The sequence below is a fragment of the Herbidospora daliensis genome, assembly GCF_001570585.1.
Taxonomy (GTDB): domain Bacteria; phylum Actinomycetota; class Actinomycetes; order Streptosporangiales; family Streptosporangiaceae; genus Herbidospora; species Herbidospora daliensis.
In genome coordinates this window covers 1,637,750-1,656,826 of the sequence record NZ_BBXF01000002.1, presented here as the reverse complement: position 1 = coordinate 1,656,826, position 19,077 = coordinate 1,637,750, and the positions used below count along the sequence as shown (strand labels likewise).

31 protein-coding genes are annotated in these 19,077 nt (G+C 67.5%); 2 read left to right on the top strand and 29 right to left on the bottom strand.

Annotated elements, in window-relative coordinates; translation table 11 throughout:
- The first annotated feature begins 26 nt into the window (after positions 1 to 26).
- Together AW274_RS14225 and AW274_RS14220 are read left to right on the top strand one after the other, a co-directional pair.
- A complete protein-coding gene (locus AW274_RS14225) occupies positions 27 to 746 on the top strand; it encodes a hypothetical protein (RefSeq protein ID WP_062431427.1) in 720 nt (239 codons plus the stop codon).
- Positions 747 to 807: 61 nt separating this feature from the next.
- Positions 808 to 3,000, top strand: a complete 2,193-nt coding sequence (locus AW274_RS14220) for a hypothetical protein (protein ID WP_062431426.1) — start codon at positions 808 to 810, stop codon at positions 2,998 to 3,000.
- On the opposite strand, the gene truA is transcribed toward AW274_RS14220, so the two are convergent.
- The 29 genes from truA to rpsS form a co-directional block, all read right to left on the bottom strand.
- The gene (truA, locus tag AW274_RS14215; RefSeq protein ID WP_062431425.1) at positions 2,997 to 3,800 is read right to left on the bottom strand and encodes a tRNA pseudouridine(38-40) synthase TruA; all 804 of its coding nucleotides are present in this window, start codon (positions 3,798 to 3,800) and stop codon (positions 2,997 to 2,999) included. The two genes, AW274_RS14220 and truA, sit on opposite strands and share 4 nt — an antisense overlap.
- Positions 3,801 to 3,875: 75 nt before the next feature.
- Positions 3,876 to 4,391, bottom strand: a complete 516-nt coding sequence (gene rplQ, locus AW274_RS14210) for a 50S ribosomal protein L17 (RefSeq protein ID WP_062431424.1) — start codon at positions 4,389 to 4,391, stop codon at positions 3,876 to 3,878.
- A gap of 83 nt (positions 4,392 to 4,474) precedes the next feature.
- Positions 4,475 to 5,491 carry a DNA-directed RNA polymerase subunit alpha gene (locus tag AW274_RS14205; RefSeq protein ID WP_030451474.1) on the bottom strand — a complete coding sequence of 339 codons (1,017 nt, stop codon included), beginning with the start codon at positions 5,489 to 5,491 and terminating at the stop codon, positions 4,475 to 4,477.
- Between the two features lie 107 nt (positions 5,492 to 5,598).
- Positions 5,599 to 6,225, bottom strand: coding sequence for a 30S ribosomal protein S4 (gene rpsD / locus AW274_RS14200; RefSeq protein ID WP_062431423.1), 627 nt, complete (start codon positions 6,223 to 6,225; stop codon positions 5,599 to 5,601).
- A 20-nt stretch (positions 6,226 to 6,245) separates the two neighbouring features.
- Complete coding sequence (gene rpsK / locus AW274_RS14195; RefSeq protein WP_020542285.1) at positions 6,246 to 6,650, bottom strand: 30S ribosomal protein S11; 405 nt, start codon at positions 6,648 to 6,650, stop codon at positions 6,246 to 6,248.
- Between the two features lie 37 nt (positions 6,651 to 6,687).
- Positions 6,688 to 7,068, bottom strand: a complete 381-nt coding sequence (rpsM, locus tag AW274_RS14190; protein ID WP_030451476.1) for a 30S ribosomal protein S13 — start codon at positions 7,066 to 7,068, stop codon at positions 6,688 to 6,690.
- A 213-nt stretch (positions 7,069 to 7,281) separates the two neighbouring features.
- Complete coding sequence (rpmJ, locus tag AW274_RS14185; RefSeq protein ID WP_003956441.1) at positions 7,282 to 7,395, bottom strand: 50S ribosomal protein L36; 114 nt, start codon at positions 7,393 to 7,395, stop codon at positions 7,282 to 7,284.
- 15 nt (positions 7,396 to 7,410) lie between these two features.
- Positions 7,411 to 7,632 (bottom strand): translation initiation factor IF-1, encoded by a 222-nt coding sequence (infA, locus tag AW274_RS14180; protein ID WP_030451477.1) that lies wholly within the window; start codon positions 7,630 to 7,632, stop codon positions 7,411 to 7,413.
- A gap of 451 nt (positions 7,633 to 8,083) precedes the next feature.
- Positions 8,084 to 8,551 carry a hypothetical protein gene (locus tag AW274_RS14175; protein ID WP_062431422.1) on the bottom strand — a complete coding sequence of 156 codons (468 nt, stop codon included), beginning with the start codon at positions 8,549 to 8,551 and terminating at the stop codon, positions 8,084 to 8,086.
- Between the two features lie 128 nt (positions 8,552 to 8,679).
- Positions 8,680 to 9,123 (bottom strand): DUF1707 SHOCT-like domain-containing protein, encoded by a 444-nt coding sequence (locus AW274_RS14170; RefSeq protein ID WP_062431421.1) that lies wholly within the window; start codon positions 9,121 to 9,123, stop codon positions 8,680 to 8,682.
- 31 nt (positions 9,124 to 9,154) lie between these two features.
- Complete coding sequence (gene map / locus AW274_RS14165; RefSeq protein ID WP_062431420.1) at positions 9,155 to 9,958, bottom strand: type I methionyl aminopeptidase; 804 nt, start codon at positions 9,956 to 9,958, stop codon at positions 9,155 to 9,157.
- Positions 9,959 to 10,086: 128 nt separating this feature from the next.
- A complete protein-coding gene (locus AW274_RS14160; protein WP_062431419.1) occupies positions 10,087 to 10,767 on the bottom strand; it encodes an adenylate kinase in 681 nt (226 codons plus the stop codon).
- Positions 10,767 to 12,083 carry a preprotein translocase subunit SecY gene (secY, locus tag AW274_RS14155; RefSeq protein WP_062337772.1) on the bottom strand — a complete coding sequence of 439 codons (1,317 nt, stop codon included), beginning with the start codon at positions 12,081 to 12,083 and terminating at the stop codon, positions 10,767 to 10,769. The genes AW274_RS14160 and secY overlap by 1 nt, the downstream gene beginning before the upstream one ends.
- A gap of 215 nt (positions 12,084 to 12,298) precedes the next feature.
- On the bottom strand, positions 12,299 to 12,754 hold the full coding sequence (rplO, locus tag AW274_RS14150) for a 50S ribosomal protein L15 (RefSeq protein WP_030451483.1): 456 nt from the start codon (positions 12,752 to 12,754) through the stop codon (positions 12,299 to 12,301).
- A gap of 2 nt (positions 12,755 to 12,756) precedes the next feature.
- The gene (rpmD, locus tag AW274_RS14145; protein WP_030451484.1) at positions 12,757 to 12,939 is read right to left on the bottom strand and encodes a 50S ribosomal protein L30; all 183 of its coding nucleotides are present in this window, start codon (positions 12,937 to 12,939) and stop codon (positions 12,757 to 12,759) included.
- A 2-nt stretch (positions 12,940 to 12,941) separates the two neighbouring features.
- Positions 12,942 to 13,574 carry a 30S ribosomal protein S5 gene (gene rpsE / locus AW274_RS14140; RefSeq protein WP_030451485.1) on the bottom strand — a complete coding sequence of 211 codons (633 nt, stop codon included), beginning with the start codon at positions 13,572 to 13,574 and terminating at the stop codon, positions 12,942 to 12,944.
- Positions 13,575 to 13,611: 37 nt separating this feature from the next.
- Positions 13,612 to 13,989 (bottom strand): 50S ribosomal protein L18, encoded by a 378-nt coding sequence (gene rplR, locus AW274_RS14135; protein ID WP_062337774.1) that lies wholly within the window; start codon positions 13,987 to 13,989, stop codon positions 13,612 to 13,614.
- A gap of 2 nt (positions 13,990 to 13,991) precedes the next feature.
- Positions 13,992 to 14,534, bottom strand: coding sequence for a 50S ribosomal protein L6 (gene rplF / locus AW274_RS14130; RefSeq protein ID WP_062431418.1), 543 nt, complete (start codon positions 14,532 to 14,534; stop codon positions 13,992 to 13,994).
- 18 nt (positions 14,535 to 14,552) lie between these two features.
- Positions 14,553 to 14,951, bottom strand: coding sequence for a 30S ribosomal protein S8 (rpsH, locus tag AW274_RS14125; RefSeq protein WP_030451488.1), 399 nt, complete (start codon positions 14,949 to 14,951; stop codon positions 14,553 to 14,555).
- Positions 14,952 to 15,020: 69 nt separating this feature from the next.
- Positions 15,021 to 15,206 (bottom strand): type Z 30S ribosomal protein S14, encoded by a 186-nt coding sequence (locus AW274_RS14120; RefSeq protein ID WP_030451489.1) that lies wholly within the window; start codon positions 15,204 to 15,206, stop codon positions 15,021 to 15,023.
- A 5-nt stretch (positions 15,207 to 15,211) separates the two neighbouring features.
- Complete coding sequence (rplE, locus tag AW274_RS14115) at positions 15,212 to 15,781, bottom strand: 50S ribosomal protein L5 (protein WP_030451490.1); 570 nt, start codon at positions 15,779 to 15,781, stop codon at positions 15,212 to 15,214.
- Entirely contained in the window at positions 15,778 to 16,041 is a 264-nt protein-coding gene (gene rplX, locus AW274_RS14110) for a 50S ribosomal protein L24 (protein WP_202610623.1), read from the bottom strand. Before rplX ends, rplE begins: the two co-directional genes overlap by 4 nt.
- Positions 16,042 to 16,050: 9 nt before the next feature.
- The gene (gene rplN / locus AW274_RS14105) at positions 16,051 to 16,419 is read right to left on the bottom strand and encodes a 50S ribosomal protein L14 (protein WP_030451492.1); all 369 of its coding nucleotides are present in this window, start codon (positions 16,417 to 16,419) and stop codon (positions 16,051 to 16,053) included.
- Between the two features lie 192 nt (positions 16,420 to 16,611).
- A complete protein-coding gene (gene rpsQ / locus AW274_RS14100; RefSeq protein WP_030451493.1) occupies positions 16,612 to 16,905 on the bottom strand; it encodes a 30S ribosomal protein S17 in 294 nt (97 codons plus the stop codon).
- Complete coding sequence (gene rpmC / locus AW274_RS14095) at positions 16,898 to 17,134, bottom strand: 50S ribosomal protein L29 (RefSeq protein WP_062432017.1); 237 nt, start codon at positions 17,132 to 17,134, stop codon at positions 16,898 to 16,900. Before rpmC ends, rpsQ begins: the two co-directional genes overlap by 8 nt.
- A complete protein-coding gene (gene rplP / locus AW274_RS14090) occupies positions 17,134 to 17,553 on the bottom strand; it encodes a 50S ribosomal protein L16 (RefSeq protein WP_062431417.1) in 420 nt (139 codons plus the stop codon). The genes rpmC and rplP overlap by 1 nt, the downstream gene beginning before the upstream one ends.
- Before the next feature lie 2 nt (positions 17,554 to 17,555).
- Positions 17,556 to 18,410 (bottom strand): 30S ribosomal protein S3, encoded by an 855-nt coding sequence (gene rpsC / locus AW274_RS14085; protein WP_062431416.1) that lies wholly within the window; start codon positions 18,408 to 18,410, stop codon positions 17,556 to 17,558.
- Positions 18,410 to 18,763, bottom strand: coding sequence for a 50S ribosomal protein L22 (gene rplV / locus AW274_RS14080; RefSeq protein WP_030451497.1), 354 nt, complete (start codon positions 18,761 to 18,763; stop codon positions 18,410 to 18,412). The genes rpsC and rplV overlap by 1 nt, the downstream gene beginning before the upstream one ends.
- Before the next feature lie 30 nt (positions 18,764 to 18,793).
- The gene (rpsS, locus tag AW274_RS14075; RefSeq protein ID WP_012887835.1) at positions 18,794 to 19,072 is read right to left on the bottom strand and encodes a 30S ribosomal protein S19; all 279 of its coding nucleotides are present in this window, start codon (positions 19,070 to 19,072) and stop codon (positions 18,794 to 18,796) included.
- Positions 19,073 to 19,077: the final 5 nt, after the last annotated feature.

Here is a 19,077-nt window from a genome sequence, read left to right as displayed (position 1 = left end):
CCCGGTCTGCGGTTAATCTCAAGGTCATGGGTACCCCCGCCAGACGCCGGTTCGCCGGCGCCGTCCCCGCCGGTCTGGTCGCCACCCTGGTCGTCGGCCTGGTCACCGGCTGCTCTGACGCCGCCGCCCCGCCCGCCGCCGAAACGTCGGCCGCGCCCAAACCAAGCCTCCCGGTCGCCCCCGGAGGCACGTTCGGCTACGCCGCCTCGCGCGAGACCGACCCCGAGCCGCTCACCCTGAACGAGATCTTCGGCCGCAGCCGCTTCAAGATCAAGGGCCGGTCCTACAAGATGACCGTCCGGGACATGAAGAAGAAGGACTGCAAGGACGCGGTCACCGGCGACAAGCTCCAGAAGGCCCTGAAGGCGGCCGGCTGCACGCAGCTCGCCCGCGCCAGCTTCCACGACGCCAAGGGCACCGTGATCGGCACCGTCGGCGTCGCCAACCTGAAGACCAGCAAGGCCGCCAAGACCGTCGCCGGGGCCGGGGCGGGCAAGGAGCGCAAGGACTACCTGAAGCCGCTGGCCGGCGACGACGACCACACCAAGGAGCTCGGCGACGGCGAGGCCTACGCCGGCGGCTGGACCCAGGGGCATTATGCGATTCTGCTCTGGTTCCAGTTCAAAGACGGGCACGAACCGAAGAAAGCCGAGCTCAAGCGCCTATACCAGGCAGCCGTCGACATCACCGACGCCACCGTGTTCCCCGCGCTCGACACCAGGTCAGTGCGGGGGCGGCCCGGCTAGCACGATGCGGAAACGCCCATAGCGGCACGACGATCTCGCGTGCGCCGATACGCTTCCGGGTATGCGTGGCCAGGATTCCGCCTCCGAGCACGACCACGAGGGCAAGGTGCCCCCGCCCAGTTTCGGGCAGTCGGCTCGTGACGAGAACTACCCGCAGCCCGGCGAGGGCTCCGGCAACGGCTGGTTCGCCGTATCGACGGCCCGCCCTGCCCAGCCTGAGTGGCCGCCCGCTCCCGAAGCGCGGCCCGCAGAGCCCCCGACGTGGCCCCCGGCCCCCGCGCGCGAGCCGGCCGAGTCCGGGGGGTGGTTCGCCCCGGAAGACGCCGGACAGCCCGCCGACCCGGTCCCGACCTGGCCGACGCCCCGCTCCTGGCAGCCGCCCGCGCCGGTGACCGAGCACACCCCCGAGGCTCCCCCGACGGGCCACTTCGGCTTCCCGAAGACCTCGCCCGCCCCCCAGTCCGCGTGGCCCCCTCCGGCGTACGACCCGGAGACCGAGGAGACCCGCGACCCCAGGTCCCCGTGGCCGGTCCCGGCCGCCCCCGTCTACGATCCGGGCACCGAGGACACGTTCGACTCCCGGTCCGCCTGGCAGCCGCCGCAGGCGCCCGAAGCCGACGTCGACACCCAGGACACCCGGTCCGCCTGGCCGCCGCCGGTCTACTCCGCCGACACCGAGGAGACCCGCGACCGCGACGCCGCCTGGCCGCCGCCCGCGTACGACCCCGAGACCGAAGAGACGCGCGACCACGGCAAGGCCGGTTCGTGGCCCCCGGCGCAGCAGTGGCAGGGCTGGCCCGCCGCGCCCACCGCGTCGACCGCGCCCGCCCCGGAGCCCTCGGTGCCCGTCGAGGAGCCCGCCGACGCCACCACCTCCGGTCTCCCGCCGCTCCCCGAGTGGCCCGCCGCCGAGAGCGAGCGACCCGGCGAGCCGGGCGACATCGCCGTCTGGCCGCCGCGCCTGCCCGGCGAGGAGCAGGCCGCCTCCGGCGAGGCGGTCGAGTCCCACGACGACCCGCCCGTCTACCCGCGCCACTGGCCTTCGGCCGCCCACGCGGCCGAGGCGCCCGCCGAATCCGACACGGGGGTGGCCACCGTCCCGGGCGAGCGTCCCGAGGCGGGCACGTGGCCGCCCGCCCAGCAGTGGGCCAGCGACACCGGCACCCCGTGGCCGTCGGCCGCGATCCCCGACGAGGAGCCCGCCGAGACGACGATCCCGCGCGAGGAACAACCGGCCTTCCAGGCGTTCGACCCGGCCGTCCAGGAGAGCCCGCAATCGTTCGGCGCGGTGAACGGGACCGCCGCCGACGTCCCCACCGACCCGGAGATGCCGTTGCAGAAGGTCGACCCTCAGCCCGACCAGACCCAGGAGAACCTCTTCACTCCCCCCGTGCCGCCGGCCGCGCCGGCGTCACCGGGCCGGGGGTTCGAGAGCCTGGGCGCCGCGCCGGTGACCGAGGGGATCGTCCATCCGCCGCTGCCCAAGGGCTACCGCCCGGCCGAGGCCGCGCCGATCACCGAGGCGCCGGCCAAGAAGAAGGGCGGCGGCGCCAAGAAGGTGCTGCTGGCCGGGGGCGCCCTGGTCGTGATCGCGGCCATCGGCACGTCGGCCTACCTGGCCTACGCGGGCGAGGAGACCCCGGCCGAGGAGGTCGCGGCTCCCCCGGTGACCGACGCCCCCGCCGCCCCCGGCGGCGAGGCCGACCCGGCCCCGACGGTCGAGGCGGCGATGCTCGACTCCGAGACGACCGACCCGCGCAAGCTGACCCTCAGCGAGGCGTTCCCCGACGCGAAGATCAGCGTGAACGGCCGCACCTTCAAGCGCGTCAAGGTCAACATCACCGACGACTGCGCCTCGGCCGCCGCCGGCGCGTTCGCCCAGTCCCTGTCGGAGAACGACTGCCGCCGGGTGCTGCGCGCGACCTACGTCGACGGCAAGAAGCAGTACGCCGTCACCACCGGCATCGCCGTGCTGCCCACCAAGAACGCGGCCCTGGCCGTCGACCAGACCAAGAACCTCGGCAGCAACCTGTGGTTCCGCGGCCTCAACGGCGACGCCGACTCGGGCGCCGACCGGGTGGCGATCAGCGGCGGCTACGCGGCGGGCATGGTCTGGGGGCGCTACATCGTCTTCAGTTACGCCACCTACGCCGACGGCCACACCCCGGCCGAGAAGGAGAAGGACCTCGGCCCGGTCAGCGGCGCCTTCCGCGACCAGACCGCCGAGATCATCGAGAAGCGCGTCACCAGCTAGGCGCTGAGGGTGCGCACCCGGCGGGTCATCGCCGCCCGGCCCGCCAGCTCGGCGTCGGCCGGATAGCGCACCTCCTCCAGCGTCAGCCCGAGCGCCGGCGCGACGTGCACGCCTGAATCGCGGACCGCGCGCCGGAGCACCTCGCCGGGCCATTCGACCGGCTGGCGTCCGTCGCCGACCATCAGCAGGGAACCCACCAGGGCCCTGACCATCGAGTGGCAGAAGGCGTCGGCGACCACCGTCGCCGTCAGGAACGTGTCGTCCTGCTCCCACGACAACCGCTGGAGCTCGCGGATCGTGGTCGCGCCCTCGCGCTTCTTGCAGAAGGCCGCGAAGTCGTGCTCGCCGAGCAGGGCCGCCGATCCGGCGTTCAGCAGCCCGAGGTCGAGGCGCCGGTTGTACCAGAGCACGTCCTTGCGCCGCAGCGGGTCGACTCCCCCGGCGTTGTCGCTCACGCGGTAGCCGTACCGGCGGGACAGCGCCGAGAAGCGGGCGTCGAAGCCGGGCGGGGCGACGCTGACCCGGTTCACCCGCACGTCGAGGGGCAGCACGCCCGCGAGCCGCCGCAGCAGCATGGCCGGTTCCTCGACGTCGTCGTCGAGATCGACGTGGGCGACCTGGCCGCGCGCGTGCACGCCCGCGTCGGTGCGGCCGGCCACCGTCAGAGACGGCGGCTCGGGCAGGCGCAGGATGCGGCCCAGCGCGGCTTCCAGCTCTCCTTGGACGGTACGCCTGCCGGGCTGCTTGGCCCATCCCGAGAACTCGGTCCCGTCATAGCCCAGATCGAGCCGCAGCCGCATCGAGAAACCCCTTCGGTGAAAAGAAACGGGTCCGGCGCCCTGGTAAGGGACACCGGACCCGTGAGACCTGACGGATCAGGCCTCGTCGTCCTTCTTGGCCTCGGTCTCGGTGACCTCGGCCTCGTCGGCGGACGCCTTGGTCTCCTCGACCTCGTCGAGCTCCGCGGCCTTCGGCTCCGACGCCGGGGCGGCGGCGGGCTCGGGGGCCTTGCGGGTCGTGGTGACGGCGTTCAGCGGCTCGGAGACGAGCTCGATGACGGCCATGGGAGCGGCGTCACCCTTACGCTGACCGATCTTGGTGATCCGGGTGTAGCCACCGGGACGCTCGGCGAAGGTCACCGCGATCTCGGTGAAGAGGTGGTGCACGACGCTCTTGTCGCGGACGACGGTCAGCACCTGGCGACGGTTGTGGATGTCGCCCTTCTTCGCCTTGGTGATCAGGCGCTCGGCCACCGGGCGCAGGCGCTTGGCCTTGGCCTCGGTGGTCTTGATCTTGCCGTGCTGGAACAGCTGCGTCGCCAGGTTCGACAGGATCAGCTTCTCGTGCGCCGCGGAACCACCGAGACGTGCACCCTTGGCGGGCTTGGGCATGACATGCTCCTTTGGATAACCCGCCCCGGCCGTATCAGGTACCGGGGTCGGGCCGATCGAACGATCGTTCTATCTGCGAAAAATCAGTACTGCTCGGTCTCGATGAAGCCGCCGTCCTCGTCGTCGTAGCCGCCACCGGCGACAGCGGACGGGTCGAATCCGGGCGGGCTGTCCTTGAGCGCGAGACCCATCTCGTGCAGCTTCTGCTTGACCTCTTCGATGGACTTCGCACCGAAGTTGCGGATGTCCAGCAGGTCCTGCTCGCTGCGCGCGACGAGCTCGCCCACGGTGTGGATGCCCTCGCGCTTGAGGCAGTTGTAGGACCGGACGGTGAGGTTGAGCTCCTCGATCGGCAGCGCCAGGTCGGCCGCAAGGGCGGCGTCGGTCGGCGACGGGCCGATGTCGATGCCCTCGGCCTCGACGTTGAGCTCACGGGCCAGGCCGAAGAGCTCGACGAGGGTCTTGCCGGCCGAGGCCACCGCGTCGCGGGGCTTCATGCACGGCTTGGTCTCGACGTCGAGGATCAGCCGGTCGAAGTCGGTGCGCTGCTCGACACGCGTCGCCTCGACCTTGTAGGTGACCTTGAGCACCGGCGAGTAGATGGAGTCGATCGGAATACGGCCGATCTCCTGGCCGGGCTGCTTGTTCTGGGCGGCGGAGACGTAGCCGCGACCGCGCTCGACGGTCAGCTCCATCTCCAGCTTCGCCTTGCCGTTCAGCGTGGCGATGTGGAGGTCGGGGTTGTGCACCTCGACACCGGCCGGGGGCGCGATGTCGGCGGCGGTGACCTCACCGGGGCCCTGCTTGCGCAGGTACATGACCACCGGCTCGTCGTGCTCGGAGGAGACGACCAGGTTCTTGAGGTTCAGGATGATGTCGGTGACGTCTTCCTTGACCCCGGGAACGGTCGAGAACTCGTGGAGCACACCCTCGATGCGGATGGAGGTCACGGCCGCGCCCGGAATGGACGACAGCAGCGTGCGCCGCACGGAGTTGCCGATGGTGTAACCGAAGCCCGGCTCCAGCGGCTCGATGACGAACTTGGACCGGTGCTCCTCGAGGGACTCCTCGACGAGACTGGGACGCTGTGCGATGAGCATGCGTGATTCCCTTCACAGGCGGCGCCCGCTATTTGACGCCACTCGACAACAACCATGATGCCGCACGATCCGGTCAAACCGGACCATGCGGCATCAAGGAGCACTACTTACTTGGAGTAGAGCTCGACGATGAGCTGCTCCTGGACCAGCGTGTCGATCTGCTGGCGGACCGGGAGCTGGTGGATGAGCACCCGCATGGCCTCGGGGGCGACACCCAGCCACGCCGGGACGGTCTTGTCACCGGCGGTGGCGCGGGCCACCTCGTAGGGCATGAGGTTGCGCGACTTCTCGCGGATCTCCACGATGTCGTGCTCGCGGACGCGGTAGGACGGGATGTCCACCTTCTTGCCGTTCACGATCACGTGACCGTGGCGGACCTGCTGGCGGGCGGCGTCACGCGACTCCGCGAAACCGGCGCGGTAGACCACGTTGTCGAGACGGCTCTCCAGGATCTGGAGGAGGTTCTCGCCGGTCTTGCCGGACTTGCGGTTGGCTTCCTCGTAGTAGTTCCTGAACTGCTTCTCGAGGATGCCGTAGATGCGGCGGGTCTTCTGCTTCTCACGAAGCTGGAGCTGGTACTCAGACTCCTTGGGACGACCGCGACCGTGCTCACCCGGGGGGTAAGGACGGATTTCGATGGGGCACTTCGCGGACTCGCACTTCTTGCCCTTGAGGAAGAGCTTGGTCTTCTCTCGACGGCAGAGCTTGCAGTCCGCACCCGTGTAACGAGCCATTTTCTCTTATCTCCTGGACGTCAGACGCGGCGGCGCTTCGGCGGACGGCAACCGTTGTGCGGGACCGGCGTCACGTCCTGGATGGACCCGACCTCGAGCCCGGTCGCCTGCAGCGAACGGATCGCGGTCTCCCGGCCGGAACCGGGGCCCTTGACGAAGACGTCGACCTTGCGCATGCCGTGCTCCATGGCGCGGCGAGCGGCGTTCTCGGCGGCCATCTGGGCGGCGAACGGGGTGGACTTACGGGAGCCCTTGAACCCGACGTGGCCGGCGCTGGCCCAGGAGATCACGTTCCCGTTCGGGTCGGTGATCGAGACGATCGTGTTGTTGAACGTGCTCTTGATGTGGGCGTGCCCGTGAGCGACGTTCTTCTTTTCCTTGCGGCGCACCTTCTTCGGTGCGCCCTGGCGGCTCTTCGGCGGCATTTAAGCGCTATCTCCTGAAATGGGCTGCAGCTAAGGACTACTTCTTGCCGGGCTTCTTCTTGCCGGCCACGGTCTTCTTCTTGCCCTTGCGGGTACGCGCGTTCGTCTGCGTCCGCTGACCGTGGACGGGCAGGCCCTTGCGGTGCCGGATGCCCTGGTAGCAGCCAATTTCGATCTTGCGACGAATGTCGGCCTGAACTTCGCGGCGGAGGTCACCCTCGATCTTGAAGTTGGCCTCGATGTAGTCACGCATGGGCACGAGCTCGGTGTCGCTGAGCTGGTGCACCCGCAGGTCACCGGAGACGCCGGTGGCCTCGAGGATCTCGAGCGCGCGGGTACGGCCGATGCCGTAAATGTAGGTGAGAGCGATCTCCAGCCGCTTGTCGCGGGGGAGGTCGACGCCAACCAGGCGAGCCATGGTCGGGCATTCTCCTTCGTTTCGCGGAGGTCCTGCGCCCCACGCCCCTCCCCAATGCCCGGGGTGAGGGCCCCGGCCTCCGACCGGGGGTCTCCCGCGTGGTTCACCCCGGAAAGGGGCGCCTTCGCGAGTGTGGCGCGCGATTACAAGTCCCGGCCCCGCACATGCGTCGAGTCCGTCACCGTGGACGGACTCAGCAGGGGCCGGCGGCGACTAGCCCTGACGCTGCTTGTGGCGCAGGTTGTCGCAGATCACCATGACTCGACCGTGCCGGCGGATCACCTTGCACTTGTCACAGATCTTCTTGACGCTCGGCTTGACCTTCATAGTCCTTAATCGTTCCTACTTGTACCGGTAGACGATCCGACCGCGGGTCAGGTCGTAGGGGCTCAGCTCCACGACGACCCGGTCGTCCGGGAGGATGCGGATGTAGTGCATGCGCATCCTGCCGCTGATGTGGGCCAGGACCTTATGGCCGTTGTCAAGCTGCACCCGGAACATGGCGTTCGGGAGCGACTCGACCACAGTGCCCTCGATCTCGATGGCGCCGTCTTTCTTGGCCAAAAGATCCTCACGTTTCACTGATGCTCGGTCGTCTGAGGCTTCGGAACACTAATCAGCCGCGACCTTCAGGCGTTCAGAGAGCGGCGGCTGCAAGGCCGCCACGCAAAAGGTCATAGTGAACCGACAAAGGAGTGTACGGCAACCCGGTGCGGAACGCGAAACGATCACACAGAACGGGCCCTCGTACACAACCGCATTCCAGGATAGCGCAAAACCGAGCCCACCCGTCCGGCACCGCCGACATGCCGGATCGGGTGGGCCCGGTGGCTTCGCGCCCGGGCGGCCCGCTCAGCCAGGACGCCCGGCGGCCGAGGGACTCCCACCCGGCCGACAAAGATCACCTACCCGGCGGGAACCCGGTCAACGAGCCCGTAGGGCAAAGAGTGCCCATGAATGGGAATAGGGCCCGTCCTGGTCAGGACGGGCCCTGTTTCTGCAGGTGCCGCACGGCTTAGAACGCGTCGTTCCAGCCACCGCAGTCGTCGAACCGGCTGGTGCCCTCGCAGACCCGGAAGTCCACGTCCCGGACGAAGCCCTTCTTGAAGCCGAAGAACTTGTCGAAGTCGCCGTGGCCGAAGGAGCGGTTCTTGAACCACTTCGTGTGGCTCTTGCCGAAGCGGTCGGTGTAGCGGTACCAGACGTACGACCACTGGCGGTCGCGGTCGGTGTCGAACAGGTCGCCGTAGAACCAGTACTGGTTGCCGCTCTTGGTCCAGTAGCCCTTGAAGTAGGACCGGTGGCTCTTCTCGAACTTGTCGCCCCAGTGGGAGAAGTAGGGGCCGAAGAAGTGCTTGGACGAGGCGGCCGAGGCCGAGCCGGTCGAGGCGGTGGCGCTGGCGGTCGCGGGGGCGGCCATGGCGCCCGCCATGAGACCGGCGGCGAGGGCGGTGCCGGCGAGAACGCGGGGGAGCTTGCGCATTTTTCTGTCCTCCAGTGAGACCCTCCGGGGATGCTGCTCATCTCCGGACACCGCTCACATTAGGAAGACCCGACCTGCAGTTCTGTGGACGAATGCACACTCAATGCCGAGCGTGCACAACGGCACATTCAGGGGCCCAATTCGCGCTTTTTCCCGTTGTTCTGACTTTGGGCGAGAGTCGCGATGAGCAGCCCGATCCCCCACGGGCCCATCACCCACAACGGCCACGGATAGACCAGTTCCCCGCTCGTCACCGCGATGACGATCCAGACGCCCCAGTTGACCAGGGAGACGAACGCCCAGCCTCCCCACGCCCCCTTCAGGTTCCCCGACACCGGGGCTGCCTGCGGTTTCATCGGCTCGGGGCGGGCGGGGAGGTTCTTCAGGTCGATGTCGGGGAGGTCGCGGGTGAGCACCCGGAGCTCGCCGAACGTCTTGGCGGCGTAGGCCGCCTCCAGGCGCTCGTTGAACTCATCGGCGTTCAGGCGGCCGACGACCATGTGCTCCCGAAGCGCGGCCGCGACCTTCTCGCGGTCGGCGTCGGAGGCGCGCATCTCCGGACTGAATGCCATCGTCGAACCTCCCAATGCGTCTTTTTACCAATTATGAGGCGGTGAGCCGTTCTTTGCCGCCGTCGATGGCCGTCAGAACGAGCGGGCCTTCCGCGGTGACCGCCACGCTGTGCTCGAAATGCGCCGACGCCTTGCCGTCCTGGGTGACGACCGTCCAGTCGTCGGCCAGCACGCGGGTCTGGTCGGTGCCGAGGTTCACCATCGGCTCGATCGCGAGGCACATGCCGGCCTCCAGCTTCGGGCCCCGGCCGGGCTTGCCGTGGTTGGCCACCCACGGGTCCATGTGCATCTCGGTGCCGATGCCGTGGCCGCCGTACTCCTGGGGGATGCCGTAGCGCCCCTGGGAGCGCACGTAGCGCTCGACCTGGTGGCCGATGTCCGACAGGTGGGCGCCGACCTTCAGGGCCCGGATGCCGGCCCACATCGACTCCTCGGTGACCCGGATCAGCTCCAGCAGCTTCGGGTCGACCTCCCCCACCGGGACGGTGACGGCCGAGTCGCCGTGCCAGCCGTCGAGGATGGCCCCGCAGTCGATCGAGATGATGTCGCCCTCGCGCAGCGGCCGCGTGTCGGTGGGGATGCCGTGGACGACCTCCTGGTTGACCGACGCGCAGATCGTCGCCGGGAAACCCTGGTAGCCCTTGAAGGACGGGATCGCGCCCTCGTCCCTGATCGCCTTCTCGGCGATGGCGTCGAGGTCGAGCGGCGTCATGCCCGGCTCGACCGACCGCTTCAGCAGGTCGAGCGTGCGCCCCACGACGAGACCGGCCGCGCGCATCTTGGTGATCTGCTCGGCCGACTTGATCTGGATCCCGTGCTTGTTCTTGCGAAACATCCCGTAGGCACCCCTTGGGTGGATCATCTTTCAGGGGCATATGCCCGAATCAATAACATTGTCTCCCACATACACGGAACGCCACCCCACGTGATCCGTGAGATGGCGTTCCGAGTGGGTCTGACGGTCTAGCTCTCGTCGTCGTCTTCGGCGTGCTCGCGGGTGAACTTGCGCAGTTCGCCCATCGCGCGGCCGGTGACCTCTTCGACCGGACCGGTGGCGTCGACGCCCCGGAGGATGCCCTCGTCGGCGTAGAAGTTGATCAGCGGCGACGTCTGCTCCTGGTAGACCTCCAGGCGGTGCCTGATGGTCTCCTCACGGTCGTCGTCACGCTGGAACAACTCGCCGCCGCAGGCGTCGCAGACGCCCTCCTTCTTCGGCGGGTCGAAGTCGAGGTGCCAGACCTTGCCGCACGAGCGGCAGGTGCGGCGACCGGCGAGGCGGCGGACCACCTCGTCGTCGTCGACCACGAGTTCCAGCACCAGGTCGAGCCCGGAGCCCAGGTCAGCCAGCATCTTCTTGAGGACCTCGGCCTGCGCCACGTTCCGCGGGAATCCGTCGAGCAGGAAACCATCCTGCGCGTCGTCTTCCGCGAGGCGACCGCGGACCATCGCGATCGTGACCTCGTCGGGAACCAGGTCCCCGCGGTCCATGTAGGTCTTGGCCAGCTTTCCGAGCTCCGTGCCACCCGACACGTTGGCGCGGAAAATGTCACCTGTCGAGATTTTCGGGATCGACAGATGTGATGCGATGAACTGGGCCTGCGTCCCCTTGCCCGCTCCGGGGGGCCCGACCAGGACGAGACGCACTATCTCAGGAAGCCCTCGTAGTTGCGCTGCTGCAGCTGGCTCTCGATCTGCTTCACCGTGTCGAGACCGACACCCACCATGATCAGAATGCTCGTTCCTCCGAACGGGAAGTTCTGGGTCGCGCCGGCCAGCGTGAGGGCGAAGATCGGGACCATGGAGATCAGGCCCAGATACAGCGACCCCGGCGCGGTCAACCGGGTGAGCACGTAGTTCAGGTACTCGGCGGTCGGCCGGCCCGGACGGATGCCCGGGATGAACCCACCGTACTTCTTCATGTTGTCGGCGACTTCAACGGGGTTGAAGGTGATGGACACGTAGAAGTAGGTGAAGAACACGATCAGGAGGAAGAACGTCGCCATGTAGATCGGGGTGTCGCCGGAACCGAAGTTCTGCGCGATCCACTCGACCACGGCGTTGCTCTCCTGGCTGTTGGCGAACAGCGTCACCAGCAGCTGCGGCAGGTAGAGCAGCGAGGAGGCGAAGATGACCGGGATGATGCCGGCCTGGTTGACCTTCAGCGGGATGTAGGTCGAGGTGCCGCCGTACATCCGGCGGCCGACCATGCGCTTGGCGTACTGCACCGGGATGCGGCGCTGAGCCTGCTCCACGAAGACGACCGCGGCGATCATGAAGATGCCGACGATCATGACGATCGTGAAGGTGAAGGCGCCCTTCTGCCGGAAGATGTTCATCAGTTCCGACGGGAAGACCGCGATGATCTGAGTGAAGATCAGGATCGACATGCCGTTGCCGACGCCGCGGTCGGTGATGAGCTCACCGAGCCACATGATGACGGCCGTACCCGCGGTCATCGTGATGACCATCACGACGACGGTGAAGATGTCGTCGTTGAGCAGGATCGGGAGATCGTTGGCGGAGGTGCCGAACAACTGTCCGGACCGGGCCAGCGCGACGAACGCCGTCGACTGGAGAACCGCCAGGCCGATGGTGAGATACCGGGTGTACTGTGTGATCTTCGCAGTGCCCGCCTGGCCCTCCTTCTTGAGGGCTTCGAGGCGGGGGATCACGACAGTCAGCAGCTGCAGGATGATGCTGGCCGTGATGTAGGGCATGATGCCCAGCGCGAACACTGAAAGCTTCAGCAACGCGCCGCCACTGAAGAGCTGGACCATCCCGTAGATGCTGCTGAGTTCGCTAGATTGAGCTGCTTCCAGAGCCTTACGGGCGTTCTCGGTGTTCACACCTGGCGTCGGCAGCACCGAGCCCAGGCGGAAGATCACAATGATACCCAGGGTGAAAAGCAGCTTCTTGCGCAGGTCCGGCGTCCGGAATGCCCGGGTAAGAGCGGTTAGCACGGTCCCTCCTGCGCGCCAGAGACGCGGTAACGGTGAGCGATGGTGCGGGGGTCGTCCATCGGCAGGTCTTCTTGCGGGTCTTACCAAAACAACGGGTCTTGCAAATGGAAAACGAGCGCTTTGACAGCGAGACTCGGCTGACTGTCCAGCGAACTCTAACGCACTACGGGCGCGGAGGCTCATAGCGAGCCCCCGCGCCTCGTGATGCGTGCGGCCTACAGCTCCGTGGTGGAGCCGCCGGCCGCGGCGATCTTCTCCTTGGCGCTGGCGGAGAAGGCGTGCGCCTGCACGTTCAACGCCACGGAGATCTCGCCGGTTCCGAGAACCTTGACCAGTTCGTTCTTCCGGACCAGACCGTTCGCCACCAGGTCGGCGACGGTCACGTCGCCACCGGAGGAGAAGACCTCGCCCAGCTTGTCAAGGTTGACGACCTGGTAGGTCGTCTTGAACAGGGAGTTGGAGAAGCCCTTCAGCTTCGGCAGCCGCCGCTGGAGCGGAACCTGGCCACCTTCGAAGCCGAGAGGCACGGTGGTACGCGAGTGGGAACCCTTCGTACCACGACCGGACGTCTTGCCCTTGGAGCCCTCGCCACGGCCCTTGCGGACCTTGGCCTTGTTGGCACCCGGGGCGGGACGCAGGTCATGAATCTTCAGCGGTGCGTTCTCAGTCATGACTAGTCGACCTCTTCAACCTCGACGAGGTGCGTCACGACGGCGACCATCCCGCGGATCTCGGGACGGTCCTCCTTCACGACGACGTCGCCGATTCGCTTCAGGCCAAGCGAACGCAGCGAGTCACGCTGGTTCTGCTTGCCGCCGATCTTGGACCGGGTCTGCGTGATCTTCAGGCGGGCCATGTTCAGCTCCCCGCCTTCGCAGCGGCCGCAGCCTCGGCGAGACCCTCGGCGCGCGCCTTGAGCATCGCCTTGGGGGCGACGTCCTCGATCGGCAGACCACGACGGGCGGCGATCTCCTCGGGGCGCGAGAGGCCCTTCAGAGCCGCCACGGTGGCGTGCACGATGTTGATCGGGTTGTCCGAGCCGAGCGACTTGGACAGCACGTCGTGGATCCCGGCGCACTCCAGGACCGCGCGCACCGGGCCACCCGCGATGACACCGGTACCGGGCGAGGCCGGACGCAGGAGGACGACGCCGGCGGCGTCCTCGCCCTGCACGGTGTGCGGGATGGTGCCCTGGATGCGCGGCACCTTGAAGAAGTGCTTCTTGGCCTCTTCGACGCCCTTGGCGATCGCCGCGGGCACTTCCTTGGCCTTGCCGTAGCCGACCCCGACGAGGCCGTTGCCGTCGCCGACGATGACCAGCGCGGTGAAGCTGAAGCGCCGACCACCCTTGACGACCTTGGCCACGCGGTTGATCTTCACGACGCGCTCGATGTACGAGACGCCCTTCTCCTGGGCGCCACCGCGGCGATCGTCACGACGTTCCCGCCGCTCGCCACCGCCGCCGGCACCCCGACGCGGAGCTCCAGCCATCAGTGGTTCCTCTTCTCATTGCTCATAGGACGGGTCATCAGAAGCTCAACCCGCCTTCACGGGCGCTGTCCGCCAGGGCCGCGATGCGACCCGCGTAGCGGTTGCCACCACGGTCGAAGACGACCGAAGTGATCCCGGCGTCCTTGGCCCGCTGAGCGAGAAGCTCGCCGACCTTCTTCGCCTTCTCGGTCTTGTCGGCCTCGAGCGAACGCAGCGACGAGTCCATGGTGGACGCGCTGACGATCGTGTGACCCTTGCCGTCGTCGACGATCTGCACGAACAGGTGACGCGCGGACCGGTTCACGACCAGGCGCGGACGCTCGACCGTGCCCACGACGTTCTTCCGCACGCGGCGGTGGCGGCGGGCTCGCGAAATGGCGCGAGCGGCGCTGTGCTTGCCGTACTTCGCAGCCATTACTACTTACCAGCCTTTCCGACCTTCTTGCGGACGACTTCGCCCTGGTAGCGCACGCCCTTGCCCTTGTACGGGTCGGGCTTGCGCAGCTTGCGGATGTTGGCCGAGACCTCGCCGACCTTCTGCTTGTCGATCCCGTCCACGTGGAACAGGGTCGGCTTCTCGACGCGGAAGGAGATGCCCTCCGGCGCGTCGACGATCACCGGGTGGCTGAACCCGAGCGAGAACTCGAGCTGCGTCGGGCCCTTGGCCTGAACGCGGTAGCCGACGCCGACGATCTCCAACGTCTTCGAGTAACCCGCGGTCACACCGGTCACCATGTTGGCGATCAGGGTGCGGGACAGGCCGTGCAGCGCACGGACCTTGTTCTCGTCGTTGGGACGGGTGACGGCGAGATTGCCGTCGTCACCGCGCGAAACCTCAATGGGCTCGGCGACGATGTGAGAAAGCGTGCCCTTCGGGCCCTTGACCTGGACACTCCGGCCGTCGATCGTGATGTCGACACCGCTCGGTACAGGGATGGGCAGCCGTCCGATTCGCGACATGCTGTGGTTCCTCCCCTCTTACCAGACGTAGGCGAGGACTTCCCCGCCCACTCCGCGCTTGCCGGCCTGCTTGTCGGTCATCAGGCCGCCGGACGTCGAGATGATCGCGACGCCCAGCCCGCCCAGGACTCGGGGCAGGTTGTCCTTCTTGGCGTAAACCCGCAGACCGGGCTTCGAAACCCGGCGGATGCCGGCGAGCGAACGCTCACGGCTCGGGCCGAACTTCAGCTCCACCACGAGGTTCTTGCCAACCTTGGCGTCTTCGACGCTCCAGGACTGGATGTAACCCTCCTGCTGGAGGATCTCGGCGATGTGCGCCTTGATCTTCGAGTACGGCATGGTCACGGTGTCGTGATACGCCGAGTTCGCGTTACGCAGACGCGTCAGCATGTCTGCGATCGGGTCGGTCATCGTCATGATCGATGGCCCTCCTCGCCGCGGTTTCCCAAGAATGAAGGGGACCTACGGCGTAGTGATGCTCTGGAATTACCAGCTGGACTTGGTGATGCCGGGCAGCTCGCCCCGGTGCGCCATCTCGCGGAAGCACACGCGGCACAGGCCGAACTTGCGGTAGACGGCGCGCGGACGGCCGCAGCGCGAACAACGAGTGTACGCCCGGACCTCGAACTTCTGCTTGCGGGCCGCCTTGACCTTCAGTGACGTCTTCGCCATGTGGATCAGGCCTCCTTGAACGGGAACCCGAGCAGCTTCAGCAGCGCGCGGCCCTCGTCGTCTGTGCGGGCGGTCGTGACGACCGTGATGTCCATACCGCGCTGCCGGTCGACCTTGTCCTGGTCGATCTCGTGGAACATGACCTGCTCGGTGAGACCGAAGGTGTAGTTCCCGTGCCCGTCGAACTGCTTGGGCGACAGACCGCGGAAGTCGCGGATACGCGGCAGGGCCAGCGACAGCAGGCGGTCGAGGAACTCCCACATGCGGTCGCCGCGCAGCGTGACGTGCGCGCCGATCGGCATGCCCTCACGCAGCTTGAACTGCGCGATGGACTTGCGGGCGCGGACGACGGCCGGCTTCTGGCCGGTGATGGCGGTGAGGTCGCGCACGGCGCCCTCGATCAGCTTGGAGTCGCGAGCGGCCTCGCCGACGCCCATGTTCACCTTGATCTTGGTGAGACCGGGGGTCAGCATGACGTTCTCGATGCCGAACTGCTCGCGCAGCTGGGCCGCGATCTCCTCGCGGTACTTCTGCTTGAGACGGGGGGTCACCCGCTCAGCGGTCTGGGCAGTCACTTGGCGTCCTCGTCCTTCGGCTTCTCGTCATCCTTGAGCTTCTTGACGTTGCTCACGTGGATGGGGGCCTCCAGGGTGGTGACGCCGCCTTCCTTGGCGCCGCGGGGACCCTGGTTGGTCTCCTTCGAGTGCTTCTTGATCATGTTCACGCCGGCGACGATCACACGATCCTCGGTCGGCAGCGCGGCGATGACCCGGCCCTTGGCGCCCTTGTCCTTGCCCGCGATGACCTGAACCAGGTCACCCTTCTTCACGTGCAGCTTCCCCATTTAGAGCACCTCCGGCGCCAGCGAGATGATGCGCATGAACTTCTTGTCACGCAGCTCGCGGCCGACCGGCCCGAAAATACGCGTGCCCCGGGGGTCGCCACTGTCCTTGATGATGACCGCGGCGTTCTCGTCGAACTTGATGTACGACCCGTCCTGACGGCGGCGCTCCTTGACGGTGCGGACGATGACGGCCTTGACGACGTCACCCTTCTTCACACCGCCGCCGGGGATCGCGTCCTTGACGGTGGCGACGATGATGTCGCCGATCCCGGCGTAGCGACGCCCAGAGCCACCGAGAACGCGGATGCAGAGGATCTCCTTGGCACCCGTGTTGTCGGCGACCTTGAGTCGCGACTCCTGCTGAATCACAGCTGAACTCCTGATGTGTCGTGCCGGTTCTCGGGGCGGGCCCCGAGCCTGGCCGAACCTACATGTCTTGTCCCTCGACGCCAGCTGGGAACAGCCGCCGCCGCGGGCGAACCACCCGTACGGGAGGCTCCTTGGACACCGTCATGGGGGCCGGGCCGAAGCACGGCCCCCACGAGGCGCGATCGCGTTATGTTACTTGGCCCGCTCGAGGATCTCGACCACGCGCCAGCGCTTCGTCGCCGACAGCGGCCGGGTCTCCATGAGGAGGACACGGTCGCCGACGCCGGCGGTGTTCTCCTCGTCGTGGGCCTTGTACTTGGTCGTACGGCGGATGACCTTGCCGTACAGCGGGTGCTTCACGCGGTCCTCGACGGCGACGACGACGGTCTTGTCCATCTTGTCGCTGACGACCAGACCCTCACGGGTCTTGCGGTAGTTCCGCGCGGTCTTCTCGGTGGTCTCGACGTTCTCAGTTGTTTCAGCCATCGCTCGACTCCTTCTCGACCGTGACGATTCCAAGCTCGCGCTCGCGCATCACGGTGTAGATACGGGCGATCTCACGGCGGACGGCGCGCAGCCGCCCGTGGCTCTCCAACTGACCGGTCGCAGCCTGGAAGCGGAGGTTGAACAGCTCCTCCTTGGCCTCCTTGAGCTTCTGGACGAGCACCTCCCCGTCCTCCACGCGCAGCTCACCGGCGGTCAGGCCCTTAGCCATCACGCCTCACCCACTTCACGCTTGACGAACCGGCACTTCATGGGGAGCTTGTGCATCGCACGGCGCAGCGCCTCACGGGCGATGGGCTCGGCGACACCCGACAGCTCGAACATGACGCGACCGGGCTTGACGTTGGCGATCCACCACTCGGGCGAACCCTTACCGGAACCCATTCGCGTTTCCGCGGGCTTCTTGGTGAGGGGACGGTCGGGGTAGATGTTGATCCACACCTTGCCGCCACGCTTGATGTGCCGGGTCATGGCGATACGAGCCGACTCGATCTGGCGGTTGGTCACGTAGGAGTGCTCAAGCGCCTGAATGCCGAACTCGCCGAACACGACCCGGGTTCCGCCCTTGGCGGCACCGCTGCGGTCAGGCCGGTGCTGCTTGCGGTGCTTGACCCTGCGCGGGATCAGCATGGTCAGCTCCCTTCAGCACCCGGCTGCTCCGCCGGGCCGGTCTCGGGGGCGGCCTGGGCGGCCGCCTCATTACGGGGGGCGCGGTCGCCACGACCGGCACCGGCGCCACCGCGGCGCGGACGGTCGCCGCCGCCACGACGGGGACGCTCGGCGCCGCCGCCACGACGGTCGTTGTCGCGACGCTGGCCACCGGCGCGGGCGCCGGCAGCGGCGGCCTCACGCTCGGCGCGGCTGGTCGGGGCCTCGCCCTTGTAGATCCAGACCTTCACGCCGATGCGGCCGAAGGTCGTCTTGGCCTCGTAGAAGCCGTAGTCGATGTCGGCGCGGAGCGTGTGCAGGGGCACGCGGCCCTCGCGGTAGAACTCCGAGCGCGACATCTCCGCGCCGCCCAGACGACCCGAGCACGCGACCCGGATGCCCTTGGCGCCGCTCTTCATCGCGGACTGCATCGCCTTGCGCATGGCACGACGGAACGAGACACGGCTGGAGAGCTGCTCGGCCACGCCCTGCGCGACGAGCTGCGCGTCGATCTCGGGGTTCTTGACCTCGAGGATGTTGAGCTGAACCTGCTTCTTCGTCAGCTTCTCCAGGTCGCCGCGGATGCGGTCGGCCTCCGCACCACGACGGCCGATGACGATGCCCGGCCGGGCGGTGTGGATGTCGACCTGGACGCGGTCGGTCGTGCGCTCGATCTCGACCTTGGAAATGCCGGCCCGCTCCATGCCCTTCTGCAGCATGCGGCGGATCGCCACGTCCTCGGCGACGTACGACTTGTAGAGCTTGTCGGCGTACCACCGGCTCTTGAAGTCGGTCGTGATGCCGAGGCGGAACCCGTGCGGGTTAACCTTCTGACCCACTAGCGGGCCCTCCCCTTCGGCTCGCGGGACTCCACGATCACGGTGATGTGGCTGGTCCGCTTGTTGATCCGATAGGCGCGACCCTGAGCGCGGGGGCGGAACCGCTTGAGCGTCGGGCCCTCGTCGACCCACGCGCGGCTCACGACCAGCGTCTCGCGGTCGAGCTTGAAGTTGTGCTCGGCGTTCGCGATCGCGGACGAGAGGACCTTGTAAACGGTCTCGCTCGCCGCCTGCGGCGCGAACTGCAGCACGGCCTGCGCCTCCGAAGCGCCCAGGCCGCGAATGAGGTCCACCACGCGGCGGGCCTTCCGGGGCGTGTGGCGCGCGTACCGCGCCTGTGCCCTGGCTTCCATCGCTGTCTCCTATTGCTTTTCGAAGGACGCTTACCGCCGGCTGCGGCGGTCTTCCTTGACGTGGCTGCGGAACGTCCGCGTGGGCGCGAACTCGCCGAGCTTGTGGCCGATCATCGACTCGGTGACGAACACCGGGACGTGCTTGCGGCCGTCGTGGACGGCGATCGTGTGGCCGAGCATGTCGGGCACGATCATGGAGCGCCGCGACCACGTCTTGATGACGTTCTTGGTGCCCTTCTCGTTCTGGACGTCGACCTTCTTCTGAAGGTGGTCGTCCACGAAGGGACCCTTCTTAAGGCTACGTGGCATTTCGG